This is a genomic window from Stenotrophomonas sp. GD03958 (assembly GCF_029839005.1).
Lineage (GTDB): Bacteria > Pseudomonadota > Gammaproteobacteria > Xanthomonadales > Xanthomonadaceae > Stenotrophomonas > Stenotrophomonas hibiscicola.
This window is the reverse complement of sequence record NZ_JAOBZT010000090.1, coordinates 1-15,091: the sequence shown is the minus strand read 5'-3', so window position 1 is coordinate 15,091 and position 15,091 is coordinate 1. Positions and strand designations below refer to the sequence as shown.

Annotated in this window: 14 protein-coding genes; 8 read left to right on the top strand and 6 right to left on the bottom strand. The window is 67.8% G+C overall.

All coding sequences use genetic code 11. The annotated features are described in order from the left end of the window. The first annotated feature begins 45 nt into the window (after nucleotides 1-45). Nucleotides 46-930 carry a hypothetical protein gene (locus N5C25_RS18625; RefSeq protein ID WP_251101796.1) on the top strand — a complete coding sequence of 295 codons (885 nt, stop codon included), beginning with the start codon at nucleotides 46-48 and terminating at the stop codon, nucleotides 928-930. 97 nt (nucleotides 931-1,027) lie between these two features. On the opposite strand, the gene N5C25_RS18620 is transcribed toward N5C25_RS18625, so the two are convergent. After that, complete coding sequence (locus N5C25_RS18620) at nucleotides 1,028-1,324, bottom strand: hypothetical protein (RefSeq protein WP_005413768.1); 297 nt, start codon at nucleotides 1,322-1,324, stop codon at nucleotides 1,028-1,030. 171 nt (nucleotides 1,325-1,495) lie between these two features. On the opposite strand from N5C25_RS18620, the gene N5C25_RS18615 reads away from it, so the two are divergent. Together N5C25_RS18615 and N5C25_RS18610 are read left to right on the top strand one after the other, a co-directional pair. Further along, nucleotides 1,496-2,152: a decarboxylase gene (locus N5C25_RS18615; protein WP_251101798.1), complete on the top strand. Its 657-nt coding sequence runs from the start codon at nucleotides 1,496-1,498 to the stop codon at nucleotides 2,150-2,152. Nucleotides 2,153-2,220: 68 nt separating this feature from the next. Further along, nucleotides 2,221-2,997 carry a CDP-diacylglycerol diphosphatase gene (locus tag N5C25_RS18610; RefSeq protein WP_058981810.1) on the top strand — a complete coding sequence of 259 codons (777 nt, stop codon included), beginning with the start codon at nucleotides 2,221-2,223 and terminating at the stop codon, nucleotides 2,995-2,997. Here N5C25_RS18610 and N5C25_RS18605 read toward each other — a convergent pair. Further along, the gene (locus tag N5C25_RS18605) at nucleotides 2,994-3,593 is read right to left on the bottom strand and encodes a GNAT family protein (protein ID WP_021204478.1); all 600 of its coding nucleotides are present in this window, start codon (nucleotides 3,591-3,593) and stop codon (nucleotides 2,994-2,996) included. The two genes, N5C25_RS18610 and N5C25_RS18605, sit on opposite strands and share 4 nt — an antisense overlap. 215 nt (nucleotides 3,594-3,808) lie before the next feature. Between N5C25_RS18605 and N5C25_RS18600 the strand changes: the two genes are divergently transcribed. After that, entirely contained in the window at nucleotides 3,809-6,535 is a 2,727-nt protein-coding gene (locus N5C25_RS18600; protein WP_279937597.1) for a TonB-dependent receptor, read from the top strand. A gap of 80 nt (nucleotides 6,536-6,615) precedes the next feature. Here N5C25_RS18600 and N5C25_RS18595 read toward each other — a convergent pair whose 3' ends face one another. Next, nucleotides 6,616-7,257 carry a hypothetical protein gene (locus N5C25_RS18595; RefSeq protein ID WP_279937595.1) on the bottom strand — a complete coding sequence of 214 codons (642 nt, stop codon included), beginning with the start codon at nucleotides 7,255-7,257 and terminating at the stop codon, nucleotides 6,616-6,618. A gap of 182 nt (nucleotides 7,258-7,439) precedes the next feature. Here N5C25_RS18595 and N5C25_RS18590 point away from each other — a divergent pair, with 182 nt between their 5' ends. Beyond that, a complete protein-coding gene (locus tag N5C25_RS18590) occupies nucleotides 7,440-8,600 on the top strand; it encodes an amidohydrolase family protein (RefSeq protein ID WP_262213906.1) in 1,161 nt (386 codons plus the stop codon). Nucleotides 8,601-8,650: 50 nt separating this feature from the next. On the opposite strand, the gene N5C25_RS18585 is transcribed toward N5C25_RS18590, so the two are convergent. Together N5C25_RS18585 and N5C25_RS18580 are read right to left on the bottom strand one after the other, a co-directional pair. Then, the gene (locus N5C25_RS18585) at nucleotides 8,651-9,088 is read right to left on the bottom strand and encodes a DUF3806 domain-containing protein (protein WP_019660206.1); all 438 of its coding nucleotides are present in this window, start codon (nucleotides 9,086-9,088) and stop codon (nucleotides 8,651-8,653) included. Between the two features lie 132 nt (nucleotides 9,089-9,220). Continuing rightward, nucleotides 9,221-10,102 carry a LysR substrate-binding domain-containing protein gene (locus tag N5C25_RS18580; RefSeq protein WP_279937594.1) on the bottom strand — a complete coding sequence of 294 codons (882 nt, stop codon included), beginning with the start codon at nucleotides 10,100-10,102 and terminating at the stop codon, nucleotides 9,221-9,223. A gap of 122 nt (nucleotides 10,103-10,224) precedes the next feature. Between N5C25_RS18580 and N5C25_RS18575 the strand changes: the two genes are divergently transcribed. Beyond that, nucleotides 10,225-10,926: an ankyrin repeat domain-containing protein gene (locus N5C25_RS18575; RefSeq protein WP_251101804.1), complete on the top strand. Its 702-nt coding sequence runs from the start codon at nucleotides 10,225-10,227 to the stop codon at nucleotides 10,924-10,926. 51 nt (nucleotides 10,927-10,977) lie between these two features. Next, complete coding sequence (locus tag N5C25_RS18570) at nucleotides 10,978-12,435, top strand: amidohydrolase family protein (RefSeq protein ID WP_279937592.1); 1,458 nt, start codon at nucleotides 10,978-10,980, stop codon at nucleotides 12,433-12,435. Between the two features lie 114 nt (nucleotides 12,436-12,549). Here N5C25_RS18570 and N5C25_RS18565 read toward each other — a convergent pair whose 3' ends face one another. Then, nucleotides 12,550-13,479 (bottom strand): LysR family transcriptional regulator, encoded by a 930-nt coding sequence (locus N5C25_RS18565; RefSeq protein WP_279937590.1) that lies wholly within the window; start codon nucleotides 13,477-13,479, stop codon nucleotides 12,550-12,552. Nucleotides 13,480-13,572: 93 nt separating this feature from the next. On the opposite strand from N5C25_RS18565, the gene N5C25_RS18560 reads away from it, so the two are divergent. Then, on the top strand, nucleotides 13,573-14,763 hold the full coding sequence (locus N5C25_RS18560) for an MFS transporter (RefSeq protein ID WP_279937589.1): 1,191 nt from the start codon (nucleotides 13,573-13,575) through the stop codon (nucleotides 14,761-14,763). Nucleotides 14,764-15,091 lie beyond the last annotated feature (328 nt).

Genomic DNA, 15,091 nt, shown 5'->3' with positions numbered 1-15,091 from the left:
AAGGCAGCGGTTACCATCTGGATCCCACGAGCAGGAATCTCCTCAATGCCCATCATCGTTGCCCGCACGATCATGTGCGTCGCATTGCTGGCGACCCCGCTGCTGGCGCTGGCCCAGTCCACGATCCTGCCGCAGCAGCGCGATACCGCCGGCAATGTGATGGAGCCGCTGGGACAGGTGCTGATCGCGAGTGAGACTGGACCGTCGGGGCTTTATGACTGCACGCGGGACGGCAACTGGTGCATGCGCGTGCAACCGGTTGCCGAGGAGGGTGACCGGCCGAGCGTGCTGGAAGTGCTTGAGAAGGTGCAGGGCCGGGGCAAGCCGCACACCTACCACGTGAGCATCGACGTGCCGCAGGAAAGCGAGCTGTCGCTGTGGCCATGGATCGTGCGGCTCGCCCCTGGCGTGGGCAGCGATGAACCGGTGACCGACCCGCAGCAGCGCGCCCGCCAGAATGTGCTCGTTGGTGGCATCGTCAAGTTCAGCACCATGTACTCCGGTGGAGGTGCCGACGCGTCCACGCTGCAGCTGGCACGCGTGCGCCACCTGCAGAACGACATCCAGGTGGACGACGACGTGCTGACCGTGCCATGGCTGGGCAATGCGATGATCCGCGCCTGTTTCAGCGAGCAGGACATCAGGCAGCGCGCCGGTGCCTGCCACGACGAATACGGCTTCTCGGCAAAGCTGGCGCTGGACACGGCTGCCGAGGGTATGCCGGTGCTGCGCTACCAGACCGTGGCGACCCGGTTCCCGGCCGGTGTTTCGCGCTTCGAGGATTCGCTGGCCAGGGGGCCGCTGAAGAAGCAGGATCTGCGCACCGAACAGGACCCTGTGTGTACCTACACGCGGCTGTTCCGCTTCGGGGCGGGGACGTTCCACCCGGACCAGGCACTGCCGGACTGTGCCGGCTATACCGAACCCTGAAATGTAGAGTCGAGCCATGCTCGGCTGGGGTTCTCGCGTGGCCGGACCAGAGAGCAGCCGAGCGTGGGCTCGGCTCTACAGAAGCCTGTGGCGGCGCTTACTCGCAGCGCGTGGACGTGATGATGTTGTCCTTGTCCACGAACACGCGCAGGCGGTCCTGGCGGATGTCCTTGGTGGTGATGGTGCTGGGGCCGATCGGGTTGACCAGGCCGGCACCACTCTCGCGGGACAGGCGGCGGATGTTGGGCTCATTGGCCGGCTGGCCGATCGCCCAGCCCAGCTGGCTGGCGTCGCAGCGGCCGCTGCCTTTGACTTCCGGGCCAGGGGTGCTGACGCAGGCCGACAGCAGCAGGGCAGAGGCCGGCAGCAACAGGGACAGACGGAATGCGGACATGCTAGCGCTCCTGCGCAGGGGAAGGTGACGGGAACGATAGCACCGGGCGTGCGAAAGGCGTCAGCGATCCGGTCATTGCCGGCACAGCGTGGTCATTGCATAGTGGGAGCAATGGCTGGCAGTACGCCAGCAGGCAGGCCGGGCCCTTCCGGCGCAGGTGTTGGGTACGGTATGACGTCAGGCAGTTTCCGCGGCAAGGACAAGACGATGACGGCGCTGGTGTTGTCGTTGCTGGGCGTGGCGTTTGCCGCCTCCGCTGCCGAACCGGAACCCGCGGCGGTCGAAACCCCGGTGTTCGGCGCCTGGCGCAACCTGCAGACCGAAGCGGGCTACGAGCCTGCGCAGCGTAATCTGGCCTTTGCCATGCTGCCGCAGGCGGCGACCCGTGGCGACCGTTTCGCCATCCTCGACCGTGAAGGCAAGCGGACGGTGTGCTGCCTGCAGGTGGCCAGCCCCTCGCTGGGGGTGGCCGCGCTGCGTGAGCAGTACCACCTGCCGCAGGCCTGGGTGACCGACCTGAGCAATGGCCGCAGCCCGGTACGTCCCTATGTGCCGCACGTCTATGCGATGCAACGGGTGGACGAACTGGCCGACTACAGCTTCGCCGACGTGCCGGGCGCCTACAGCGACCTGGGCGGGCTGCTTATTCCCGAAGGTGCCGCGCTGGAGGCCGACGGCAGCGCCGTCCGCCTGGGGGACATTCGCTATCCGCTGCATTTCCAACGCCAGCCGCATGCTGATGACGATGGTGCGCTGGACCGCTACAGCCTGCAGGCGGGCGAGGGCGGGGCACCGATCGTGGTTGAAGTGCCGTTCGGCACCTACTGATTGCAGCAGCGCACTGGCTAGAATGCAGCGCGGCGCTGTGTGCCGTGCCTGTTCCGTGAGTTGTTTCCGTGTCCCTGCGCCCCTTCCTGCTGCCGTCCCTTCTGCTCTTGTCTGCCTGTGCAAGCGCGCCGCCGCCGCCGGCCCATGCCGATGCGCTGTGGCGGTTGATCGAGCGTGACTGCCGTGGCGCTGGAGGGCCGCGGGGTGACTGCCTGCGGGTGGAGCCGGCCGCAGACCGCCGCGATGTGCTGGTCAAGGACGCGCACGGCGACTACCAGTTCCTGCTGATGCCGCTGGACAAGGTCAGCGGTATCGAGAGCCGCAGCCTGTACCAGCGTGGTGCACCGAACTACTTCGCTGCCGCCTGGCAGGCGCGCAGCCACACCGAACAGGCCTTGCGGCAACCGCTGCCGCGCAACGTCGCGAGCCTGGCGTTGAACTCGCCGCACGGCCGTTCGCAGCACCAGCTGCACATCCACGTGGATTGCCTGCGTGCCGACGTGCTGCAGGCGTTGGACGCGCATGCCGCTGCCCTGGGCAGCCGCTGGGCACCGCTGCCGGTGCCGCTGCGTGGTCATCAGTACCAGGCCCGCCTGTTGCCGGGCGCGGAACTGACCGCCAATCCGCTCAATCTGCTGGCCTATGACCTCGCCGGCGTGGGCGACGTGGGCCAGTGGAGCCTGGTGGTGGCCGGCCGGGAACCCGTGCAGGGTGGCCCCGGCTTCATCCTGCTGGCCACCCGTGTGGACCCCGGCACCGGTAACGAGGCCAGCGCTGAAGAGCTGCAGGACCACGCCTGCGCAGTGCTGACCGGCGCAGGTGCATCGCTGGAGCGGGTCCGCTAACTTTCGGGGTGCTGGCGGCTGCGCCAGACCGGCGCGGTCAGCGCCAGCAGCTGGCGATCCTGCCAACCGTCCAGATCCAGGTGATGGTCGCGCAGCAGCCCTTCCTGTTCGAAGCCGAAGGCGTGCAGTGCAGTGGCGAACGGGCTGCTGCAGTCCGGTGGCAGCATCACGAACAGGCGGTGCACGCCCACATCCTCGAAAAGGAACGGGCACAGCGCCCGCAGCGCTGCATCCGCGTGCGGGTGCCAATGCTGCAGCGACAGCAGCTCGGCGCAGCGCGTCTGCAAGCACTGCAGGCGGACATGCAACTGGTCCAGTACTGTGCCGTGCTCGTCATCGAATACCCCCAGCATCAGCTGATCGTTGTCCTGCTCCAGCCGCGAGCGGTGCATGTGGGCCAGGAAGCGGGCTTCCTCGTCGATACCCGCCGGATGGCGTCGGCCGCGCCGGCGGCGATCATCGAACAGGCGCCAGCGCGGCAGGTCGGTACGCTGGAACGGGCGCAGGGTGACCGGTGCGGCCTGCAGCTGCAGCAGGTGACGGCGCAGCACCGGCCGCAACGGGGGGAGAAGCGGGGTGGGATACGGGATCATCATCCCCGGCACGATGGCCGTGCCCGCCCCCCTGCACCATTCAAAACATTGCAAAAATGCGGTGAGCGGCGCCGGGGGACTGATTCGGTTCAGGCATAAGGCCATCAGGCCTGGTCATTTCCGTTGAAACCACCCATTCAGGACACTTTCGTTACGGGATCGTTATGTGCCGCACAGGCCGCTCCCGCTACCACCCGCCCAACTCCCCCAGGAAGCCCATGTCCGCCTCCCCCAAGGCGCTGCGCCCGCGTCCGCTGGTGCTCGCACTGTCGTCCCTGATGCTGGTTTCGCTGCCGGCCTTCGCGCAGGAAAGCGCGCCCACCACATTGCAGGAAGTGAAGGTCACCGGCTCGCGCATTCCGCGCGCCAGTGTCGAGGGGCCCTCGCCGGTGACGGTGATCAGCCGCGAGCAGATCGACGCGCAGGGCTACCGCAATGCCTTTGACGCTTTGAGCGCGCTGACCGAGAACACCGGCAACGTACAGGGCGAGGACTTCGGCAATACGTTCACGCCGGCCGCCAACACCATCAACCTGCGCGGACTGGGTCCGAACCGCACGCTGGTGCTGGTCAACGGCCGCCGCCAGGCCGACTACCCGCTGGCCTACGAGGGCTCGGTGAACGTGGTCAACCTGGCCAACATTCCCAGCGCGCTGATCGAGCGGATCGAGGTGCTGTCTGCGGGTGCGTCGGCGGTGTACGGCTCCGATGCCATCGCCGGTGTGGTCAACATCATCCTCAAGGACCGCTTTGAGGGCGTGGACGTGAACGTGCGGGCCGGCGGCACCCAGCAGGGCGGGGGTGACAACCAGCGCGCGCAGGTGGTCGGTGGCAGTTCCGGCGAGCGCTGGGATGCCCTGTTCGGCTTCGAGTTCGACGTGCGCAAGGCGATCCATGCGCGCCAGCGCGATTTCATGGACTCGCTGGATGATGACCCCGCCGGCAAGGCGCCGCAGGCGACCGCGATCGCGTATCGCCGCAACGCCGCTACCGGTCGCAACATCGATCCGGGCGCCAATGGCTGCGACGCGGCGTCGGACATCTATGGCGGCAGCGTGTTCCGTGCCTTCAACCCGCGCCAGGGCTGGTATTGCGGCAGCAACGAGGCCGCCGCCAGCTACTGGACGGTGCAGACCGAGAAGCGCAACCTCAACGGCTACGGCCTGCTGACCTTCCACGTCAACGAGACCACCGACCTGTTCGCCGATCTGGCCGTGGGCAGTGCACGCATCACCAACAATACCCGTGCGCCCACCTGGACCTCGGCGCGCAACTACTTCTACAACCAGACCACCGGCAACCTGGAAAGCTGGTACCGCCGCTTTGCGCCCGAGGAAATCGGTGGCCTGCCGCGCAATGCCAACCGCTTCCTGGAGAACTCGTGGTCATTCAACGTCGGCGCGCGCGGCCAGATCGGCGACAGTGGCTGGGACTATGAGGCGGTCTACAGCCGCTCGCGTTACGAGAACCGCACCCGCCGCCCGGTGCTGCTGGCCGGTATCAACGAATACCTGCTTGGCCCGAAGCTGGGCGTGCGCAATGGCGTAGAGGTCTATGCGCCGGATCCGGCGCGCCTGTTCCAGCCGCTGAGCCCGAACGAGTACCAGAGCCTGTCCGGCTACCAGGAGAGCCGCAACGCGGCGTGGCTGCAGACCTTCAGCGCCAGCGTCAACGGCCGGCTGTTCGCACTGCCCGGTGGCGATGCTGCGCTGGCCGCGGTGGTCGAGGCTGGCAGCCAGGGCTATCGCAATCGACCGGACCCGCGACTGGGCACCGGTGAATTCTGGAACACCAGCGCCGGTATTGGTGCCGGTGGCGAGCGCGACCGCTATGCTGCCGGCGTGGAGCTGCAGCTGCCGTTGCTGCAGTCGCTCACCACCACCCTGGCCGGGCGCTATGACCAGTACCGTGCCGGTGGTGAGCACATCGGCAAGGCGACCTGGAGCTTCGGCGTCGAGTTCCGCCCGATCGAGAGCCTGCTGATCCGCGGTACGGCGGCGACCAGTTTCCGGGCGCCGGACATGAACTACGTGTTCGCGACGGAGACGCGCGGTTACAACCCGGGCATGACCGACTACTGGCGCTGCCGCACCGCAGGCCAGTCGTATGACAACTGCGATTACAACGGCCTGTCGATCGACTACAGCAACCGCGCCAACGCACAGCTGCAGCCGGAAACCGCCAAATCCTATGGTTTCGGCGTGGTCTGGTCGCCGCTGTCCGGGCTGGACTTCAGTGCTGACTACTACGACATCCGTATCGACAATGAGGTCACCAGCCTCGACACCAGCCGTATTCTTCGTGATGAAGCCGATTGCCGCCTGGGCCGCACGTTGGGTGGCGAAGCACGCGATATCGGTTCACCGCTGTGCCAGGACGCGCTGTCGCGGGTGATCCGCAACCCGTCCAATGCCACGGTGCAGCCGGACCAGGTAACCCGCGTGCTGATCAACCCGATCAACGCGGCCTCCGAATCGGTGCGCGGCCTGGACCTGAAGGGCAACTGGCGTTTCGATGCCGGCCGCTATGGCCGCTTCACCACGCGCCTGGCCTACACCGTGGTGCTGGAGCACAAATACCGGCAGTTCTCCGATGATCCGGAGCGTGACATCCGCAATTCGCTGGATGACTACCAGTGGCGCAGCAAGGCCAACGGCAGCATCACCTGGAACCAGGGAGACTGGACCACCACGCTGTACGGCAATCGTTTCGGTTCACTGCCGAAGACCGATGGCAGTGGCCGCATCGCGCCGTACATGACGTACAACGCCAGCGTGTTCCGCCAGTTCGGCGAGAACCTGTCGGTGGGCGTGATCGTCAACAACCTGCGCGACAGCCGCCCGCCGGCGGACAGGAACGGTGGCGGCTGGCCGTTCTACCCGGTCGGCAACTACGACCCGTATGGCCGCCAGTACTGGGTGCAGCTGGACTACCGGTTCCGCTGATCCGGCGGGCAGACAGAAGGCCCGGCAATGCCGGGCCTTCTGCTGTGTCCCTATCCGCTGTGATGGCGTGCGCCGGCGGCCTAGAGCAGTGCCTGCTGCAGGTACGACTCGATGACGTAGCTGAAAGGCTGCTGCTGGCGATCGCGCAACAGCGCGCGCACTTCCAGGATCACGCCGTGGTCGCCTTCGCCCCGCGGCGGCCAGAAGGTCTGGTCAGCCAGGGTCTGGCGCTGGAAACCGAGCGGGCCGACCACGCGACCGAACGGTTCATCGGTGCTGTCCAGCACCTGGTTCATGGCCGGGCTGAGGTGGCCAGGCAGGTACCAGTTGTCGGCCTCGGACAGTACGCGGCTACCGCAGACCAGCTGCACGCGGCGATAGCGCAGGTCGGTACCCGGCTTCACGCCCAGCGCCTGCAGCACGTCGGTGGGCGCGGGCTTGTCCTGGCCGTGTACGCGCACTGCACGCACCCGCGCCTGTTCGGCCAGGCCGTGCTCGGCGCACCAGTGTTCCAGCGTGGCAGTGGCGCTCTGCCCGGACAGCACGCGCTGGTGCAGGCGCTCGACCAGTGCAGCCGGGGCAATGCGCTGCTGGCCCGGCGGTGAATGCAGCGGCGCGGCAGCCGCTGCATCGGTGGCGGACAGGCTGGCGATCGGGGCGGCGGCAAGCAGGGAGGCGGCCTGCCAGCGGCGGAGACGATCGTGGCGGTCGGACGGGCCCATGCGGCATCACAGCGGAAACAGGCGCCCATGTTACCCGTTCAGGGGTGTGCACGGCGTGGCTGCGACCGGTTGTCGCAGGGCAGTCATCGCTCTGATGAATGCGTGCCATCCAGATATTTCGTTGGCCGATGGCTGCGGCGAGGCGCACGATGGCGCCATTCTTGGCATCCCGGGAGTTCCCGATGACCCTCCAGTTCGTCCATGGCGGTGTCGACCGCGACGGTGCGCCACTGCATTTCCATATCCGTGATGGTCGCATCAGCGGGCTCAATGGCGAGACCGCGCCGGATGACGGAGCGGAATGCGTCGACCTGCAGGGCTTCGCGGTGCTGCCCGGGCTGGTCGACGGCCACATTCACCTCGACAAGAGCTTTGTCGGCGACCGTTGGCACCCGCACCAGCCGGTGAACAGCCTGCGTGAGCGGCTGGCGGTGGAGAAGGCGGCGGTGGCGGATGCGGCACCGATGGTGGACCGTGCCGAGGCGCTGATCCGCCAATGCAGTGCTTTCGGTACCGTGGCGATGCGCTGCCATGTCGATATCGACGCCAGCACCGGTCTCGGCCATCTCGAAGCAGTGCGCGAGGCGGCGCTGCGCTGCGCCGACATCATGCGGATCCAGCTGGTGGCGTTTCCGCAGGCCGGGGTGATCTCCTGTCCCGGCACCGCCGCCGTGCTGGAGCAGGCGCTTGCTGCGGGCGTGGAGGTGCTCGGCGGCATCGACCCGACCACGCTCGATGGTGATGCCGAAGGCCAATTGGCGCTGCTGTTCGGCCTGGCCGAGCGCTACGGCGTGCAGCTGGACATCCATCTGCACGAGCCCGGCGAAACCGGCCTGGCGCAGCTGCTGCGCATTGCAGCGCGGACGCGGGCCGCCGGCCTGCAGGGGCGGGTTGCGGTCAGCCATGCCTATTCGCTGGGCGAAGTGCCGCTGGCGCGCGCGCTGCAGGTGGGCGAAGCACTGGCCACGGCGGGTGTGGCGATCATGAGCAACGCGCCGGGCGATCATCCGTTCCCGCCGCTGCGCGCGCTGCATGATGCCGGTGTGCGCGTGTTCGCAGGCAACGACAACATCCGCGACTGCTGGTGGCCGTATGGCAATGGGGACCTGCTGCAGCGCGCGATGTTGCTGGGCTACCGTTCCGGGTTCTACACCGATGCCGACCTGATGCTGGCGCTGGACATGGTCACCACCCACGCCTCGCAGGTGATCGGCCTGCCGCAGCATGGCATTGCCGAAGGCCGGCCGGCGACCTTCGTGGCCGTGCGTGCCGACCACGGCCCGGCCGCCGTGGCCGGGGTGCCGGTGGAGCGCCGCGTGGTGGTTGACGGCCGCTGGCTGTAGATCCACGCCTCGCCAGACCCTTGTAGTGCCGAGCCATGCTCGGCTGCTTTTCAGGCGTAATCGTCAGCGCGGGTAGCGACGAACTCTTCCAGCCACGCAAGCAGGTGGGCGATGTCGATGATCTCGCCCTGCTCCACGCGCTTGAGCAGCAGGGTGCTGGCGCCGATCTGCAGGCTGCTGTCGGCATAGCGCAGCACCGCGTCGATGCCCCAGGCATCGGTCACCTGCATCCAGGTCAGGCCCGGCACGCGCTGGGCCAGAGTGTCACCGAATGCCACGCCCAGTGCTTCCCAGCCATCGCAGTCGGCGCGGTCGATCAGCTCGGCATCGACCACGCGCTGCAATGTGCTGGGGGCCAGGGGCCATTGCACCGGCAACGTCGGGAAGCTGGCGGCCACGCGCGCGGCGATCAGCGAGCGCTGGTGCTGCAGATGCGTCTGCAGTGCAGCAGGCAGGGGATCGAAACGGGTGGGGAATTGGTCGGACATGCCAAGGCGCCGTGGAGCACGGAAACAACAGGCACTCTACGAGGCGATTGTTGCCCGTCGTACGGCCGGAGTGACCATGTTTCGATGCGTGATGCGCGAAAGGCATCCACGCATGGCGTGGATCTACTGTGGTCAGTCCGGTTCGCGCTGTACCTGCCGCCACAGCTCGCTGGCCAGTGCGCGCACGGCATCATCGGCGTCCGCGCGATGTAGCAGGCCGATCTCGTAGTTGTCGATCACCGGCAGCTCGCGCTCTCCATCGATGATGCGGTGCTCGCGGCTGACCGCGCGGCGTGGCAGCAGGCTGATGCCGATGCCATCGGCCACCGCGCCCTGGATGCCACTCAGCGACGAACTGGTGAAGGCAATGCGCCAACGCAGGCCCAAGGCTTCCACGGCGTGGATCATCTCGTCGCGGTACAGCCCTCGCGGCGGGAAGGTGACCAGCGGCAGCGGGTCCTGCTGCAGGCAGCTGCTGCGCAGGCTGTCGATCCAGTGCATCGGCTCGCGCCGGCAATGCACCGCCTGGCGGCTGTTGCGGCGTTGTTTGACCAGCACCAGGTCCAACTCGCCGTGGTCGAAGCCCTGCGCCAGGTCACGGCTGAGGCCGCTGCTGATCTCCAGCTTCACCTGCGGGTGGCGGCGGCTGAAGGTGGCCAGCATGCGAGTGGTCTGCGGGTTGACGAAGTCCTCCGGTACGCCGATGCGGACCGCGGTTTCCACCGTCGCGCCGGCCAGCGCCTGTGCCATTTCCTCGTTCAGGTCGAGCATGCGCCGCGCATAGCCGAGCAGGGTGTGGCCGGCATCGGTGGGGTGCACGTCGCGATGGCCGCGTTCGAGCAGGCGATGCCCGGCCAGTTCCTCCAGCCGGCGCACCTTCTGGCTGACCGTGGACTGGGTCGAATGCAGGCGCGTGGCCGCCGTGGTGAAGCTGCCGCAGTCGGCCACCATCACCAGCGCCCGCAGCAGGTCCAGTTCGAACAGGGTTCTATTCGATTTGGCACTGTCTTGCATTTGAACATTTCACTTCTGGATACCCAGGCCGACTTCTACCATGCAGGGCAGGGGCCGGCAATGCGCGGCTGTTGCTACCGTCGCACGGCGTTCCGTGGCGACGGACACGAGGAGACACTGTCATGCGCGTTCATCATTCCGCTGGCTGGCCTGCGCCCTTCACGCGCGTGCTGCTGTTGTGCCTGCTGGCCATGGTCACCCCCGCCTGCACCGCCACGTCCCGGGCCGACGCAGACGCGCGCCTGCGGGATGCTGCCAGCCGCGGCGACGCCGATGCGGTGCGACAGGCGATCGAGGAGGGCGCCACGCTGGAGGCGCGCGATGGCCAGGGCCGCACCGCGCTGCTGCTGGCCACGCACGGCAACAACGTGGAGGCCGCGCGCGAGCTGATCGAAGCCGGGGCAGACGTCAATGCCAAGGATGCGTTGCAGGACAGCGCCTACCTGTACGCCGGCGCGCGGGGCCTGGACGAGATCCTGGCGATGACCCTGGCGCATGGCGCCGATCTGCGCAGCACCAACCGCTATGGCGGCACCGCGCTGATTCCGGCCGCCGAGCGCGGTCACGTCGCCACTGTGCGCACGCTGCTGCGGGCCGGTGTGGCGGTGGATCATGTCAACCGCCTGCACTGGACCGCGCTGCTGGAAGCGATCCTGCTCGGCGATGGCGGTGCGCGCCACGTGCAGATCGTGCAGCTACTGCTGGAGGCAGGTGCCGACCCGGAGCTTGCCGACGGCGATGGCGTGACGCCGCTGACGCACGCACGCCAGCGCGGCTATGCCGGAATTGAGACCCTGCTGCGCCAGCACGGCGCGCTCCGCTGAATGCAAACCCCTTCCACCCGCACGCTGGGCGTGCCCATCAGGATGCTGTCCATGTTCCGTTCCCGTCCGTTGTCCCTTGCCATCCTCCTTGCGGTAGCACCTCTGTCGGCGTCTGCCGCCGAGCGCGCCGACCTGCTGATCCGCAATGCCACCGTGGTCGATGTCGAGCACGCCAGCACCCTGGCCGGGCAGAGCGTGGTGATCCGCGGCGAGGACATCGTCGCCGTCGGTCCAGATGCGCAGCTGCGCAGCCAGTGGAGCGCGGCCCGCCAGATCGATGCCAAGGGCAAGTACCTCATTCCGGGCCTGTGGGACATGCACGTGCACTTCGGTGGTGGCCCGGCGCTGATCGAAGAGAACAAGGCACTGCTGCCGCTGTACATCGCGCACGGCATCACCACCGTGCGCGACTGTTCCGGCGATCTGCCCGAGCAGGTGCTGCAGTGGCGTGGCGAAATCGCCAAGGGCACGCTGTTCGGCCCACGCCTGCTCAGTTCGGGCGCGAAGATCGAAGGCATCAAGCCGGTCTGGAAGGGCACGATCGAAGTGGGCAGCGAGGCCGACGCCGACAAGGCGATTACCCGCCTGCAGCACGACAAGGTCGATTTCGTGAAGATCACCGACAGTACGCTGAAGCCGGAACTGTTCCTGTACTCGGCCAGTGCGGCGCGAAAGGCCGGCTTCAAGGCCTCGGGCCACATTCCAATGGCGCTGACCGTGGAGCAGGCGGTCGATGCCGGCTTGGCGTCGATCGAGCATCTGGACTACGCATTCAAGGCCGGCAGCAAGGATGAAGCGCAGATCGCCGCCGACTTCGGCGCCGGCCGCATCGACCGCGCCGAAGCCAATCGCCGCCTCGACGCCAGCTTCGACCGTGACACCGCGATGCACGCCTACCGTGACTTCGCCAAGCGCGGCGTGTTCGTGACCCCGACCCTCAACGGTGGCCGCATCCTCGACTTCCTAGATCAGGATGACCACGCCACAGATCCGTACCTGGCCTACATCGGCCCTGGCCTGCGCGCGACCTACCAGTGGCGCGTGGACCGCGCGGCGAAGGCCACGCCGGCGCAGATCGAAGCGCGCCACGCGCAGTACCACCAGGTGGCCGCAGTGCTGCCGATGCTGCAGGAGGCCGGCGTGACGATCATCGCCGGTACCGATGCGGGCTTCCTCAACTCGTTCAACTTCCCAGGCATCGCCCTGCACCAGGAGCTGCAGCTGTTCGTGAAGGAGGGCCTGAGCGCACCGCAGGCGCTGTCGGCCGCAACCCGTTCCGGCCCGGCCTGGTTCGGCCAGATGGACCGTTACGGTGGTGTTGCACAGGGCAAGGCGGCCGATCTGGTGCTGCTGACCGCCAACCCGCTGCAGGACATCGCCGCCACCGAGAAGATCGACAGCGTGATCCTGCGTGGCAGCGTGTATGACCGCGCTGCGCTGGACAGGATGTTGGCTGATACCAAGGCCAGGGTGGCGGCGTGGAATGCCGAGGCGGCGAAGGCCAATTGAGGGTGGGGCGGGGCGGAATCCACGCATGGCGTGGATCTACCGGTTGCCGTTCGGGCATCCATACCCGCGATCAGCAGTAGATCCACGCCATGCGTGGATGAGGCGGCCGGTGACCTAGCGCGGCGCCGGCCGCATGCCGTGCAGCTGCGGCAGTGCGGCCTTCATCGCATCGATGAAGGCGCGCAGCCGCGGCGGCTGCTGGCGCGCGGCAGGAAACACGACATGCACCGGCAGTGCCGGCGCCTGCCAGTCCGGCAGCAGCTGCACCAGACGCCCTTGGGCGAGGTCGTCGGCCACCAGCCAAGCCGAGACCACCGCTGCGCCCAACCCGGCGCGTGCAGCCTGCTGCACCACGAACAGGTTGTCGCTGAGCAGGCGCGGGCTGATCGAAAGGGTATGCGCGCGCCCCTGCGCGTCATGCAGCAGCAGGCGTTCGCGGTAGTAGGTGACCAGCGAGATCCATGGCAGTGCCTGCGCCTGTTCTGGTGTGCTGATCGCGGTGGACTGCACCAGCGAGGGCGCCGCCACGACGATGCGCGGCACTTCGGCCAGCGGCAGTGCCACCATGCGCGGTTCGTCGACCGGTCCCACCCGCACCGCGCAGTCGATGCCTTCGGCGATGAAATCCGGGCGACGATCTTCCAGGATCCACTCCAGGCTCAGCTGTGGGTGCTGGGCGAGGAACGCGAGCATGGTCGGTAGCAGCTGCGCCTGGCCAAAGGCATGCGGCACCATCACCCGCAGGCGTCCGCGCAGCGTTTCCGGTTCGCCGTTCAGTTCGGCCTGCAGCGACTCCCATTCGTCGACCACGCGTTGTGCATGACGCTGGCAGCGCAGGCCGTCCTCGGTCAGTTGCAGGCCGTGGGTGGAGCGCTGCAGCAGGCGCAGGCCGAGCTGCCGCTCCAGTGCCTGCAGGCGTCGGCTGATCGTCGGCTGGGTGGTGCCCAGCTGCAGGGCCGCGGCAGACAGGCTGCCCGCATCCACGATGCGCAGGAAGGTGCGCAGCAGATCCAGGCGATCCGCACCGGTTGCGAGGTCATTCATGCGTATCACGTATGAAGTGTATGTGCAGAAGCCTACTACAGACGTTTGGCGAATACGGTCAGGATACGTCCACTTCTTTCACCGGACCCCCCAATGTCTACCCCTTCGCTATCCGTCGCCGCACCCGCGACCGCGCCCTCCACCCCGCTGGTGCTGGCAATGGCGGCCGGCGCCGGCTTCTCGGTCGCCTCCCTCTACTACAGCCAGCCGATGCTGGGCCTGATCGCCCAGGACCTCGGCGCAGGCGAGCGCGCCGCCGGCCTGGTACCGACCCTGACCCAGCTCGGCTATGCACTGGGCATCCTGCTGCTGGCGCCGCTGGGCGATCGCTTTGACCGCCGCCAACTGATCCTGTTGAAGTCCGCGCTGCTGGCGCTCGCCCTGGGCGCAGCAGCAATGGCCGGGCAGCTGCCGGGCCTGCTGGTGGCCAGCCTGCTTGTCGGGCTGACGGCCACGCTGGCGCAGGACATCGTGCCCGCAGCGGCGGTGCTGGCGCCGGACGCGCAGCGCGGCCAGATCGTCGGCCGGGTGATGACCGGCCTGCTGCTCGGCATCCTGTTGTCGCGGGTGGTGAGTGGCGTGGTGGCTGAAGCGTGGGGTTGGCGCACGCAGTTCGTGCTGGCGGCGGTATCGGTGGCGGCGATGGGCGCGGTGATGGCGCTTGCGCTGCCGCGCTTCGCGCCGACCAGCACGCTGCGCTATCCGGCGTTGTTGGGTTCGTTGTTGGCGTTGTGGCGCGAGCAGCCGCAGCTGCGTCGTGCAGTGGCCAGCCAGTCGCTGCTGGCCGTGGGATTCAGCGCGTTCTGGTCGACCCTGGCGCTGATGCTGCATGCCCGCCTGGGGCTGGGTAGTGCGGCGGCGGGTGCGTTTGGTATTGCGGGTGCGGCCGGTGCACTGGCCGCGCCGTTTGCTGGCCGTTTTGCTGATCGACTGGGGTGCCATGCGGTGGCACGGCTGGCGATTGCGGTGGCGCTGCTGGGCTTCGGCCTGCTGCTGGCCGAAGCCTGGTTGCCGGCCGCCGCGCTGCTGCCGTTGCTGGTGGTGAGTGCGCTGCTGTTCGACTTCGGCTTCCAGTCGGCGCTGGTGGCGCACCAGACCCTGGTCTATGGCCTGGTACCGCCGGCACGCAGCCGGCTCAATGCGCTGTTGTTCACCGGCATGTTCATCGGCATGGCCGCCGGCGGTGCGCTGGGCAGCCTGGCGCTGGCGCAATGGGGATGGCACGGCGTGGCCTGGCTGGCGGTGGTGTGTGCGGGCGGCAGCCTGCTGCTGCGTTTGAAGTAAGGGGGGTGTTTGGCAGGGCTTGCAGCCCTGCACCTGCTGGAGGCAACAGCAACAGCAACAGCAACAGCGGGGTTACTGTAGGGAGGCGGGGTGGGTCCGGTTGCGGGGGACGCCGTGAATCCCCAGTCCGGCCCAGCCGCTGGCGGCTGGGCGTTCGGGCGCTTGCGAAGCAATGCTTCGCAAGCGAAGCGCCCTCACCCATGGGGGCTCGGTCGCGCCTTGCTCGTCTGCGCTGTCCTGCGCACACGGCAAGACCGGGGTTGGGCGTCCTGCCCAACCCGCCCGAGGCATGCCTCGGGCCCATGGCGCTCACGCCCCCGCAACCGGA